Source organism: Peribacillus sp. SIMBA_075 (assembly GCF_046534585.1).
The window spans coordinates 1-253 of sequence record NZ_JAWRYN010001106.1 but is presented as its reverse complement, the minus strand read 5'-3'; the positions used below and the strand labels follow the sequence as shown (position 1 = coordinate 253).

The 253-nt window shown below is 71.5% G+C and carries 1 pseudogene; it reads right to left on the bottom strand.

The features are described 5' to 3' along the window. A pseudogene (locus SB775_RS31725) lies at nt 1–253 on the bottom strand (FAD-binding protein); the annotation flags it as partial.

The following is a 253-nucleotide window of genomic DNA, read 5'->3' as shown; positions in this document are numbered from 1 at the left end:
GAGACCGTCTCCTCCTGCCAGGTCGTGAAGAGGCTGACGCTGTAGGCGGCGGAAGTGACCTCGTCGAACCGGCTGAGCACCGCCTCCCACGGCAGCCCGGCGAAGAGCCGCTGGCGCGCGTCGTAGGTCGGCCGGATGTCCAGGGTCACCTCGGTCACGACACCGAGGGCGCCCAGCCCCACCACGGCCCCGTCGAAGCCGTCGTCTCCGCGTCGCAGGTCGACCAGCTCGCCAGAGCCGCCGAGGATGCGCA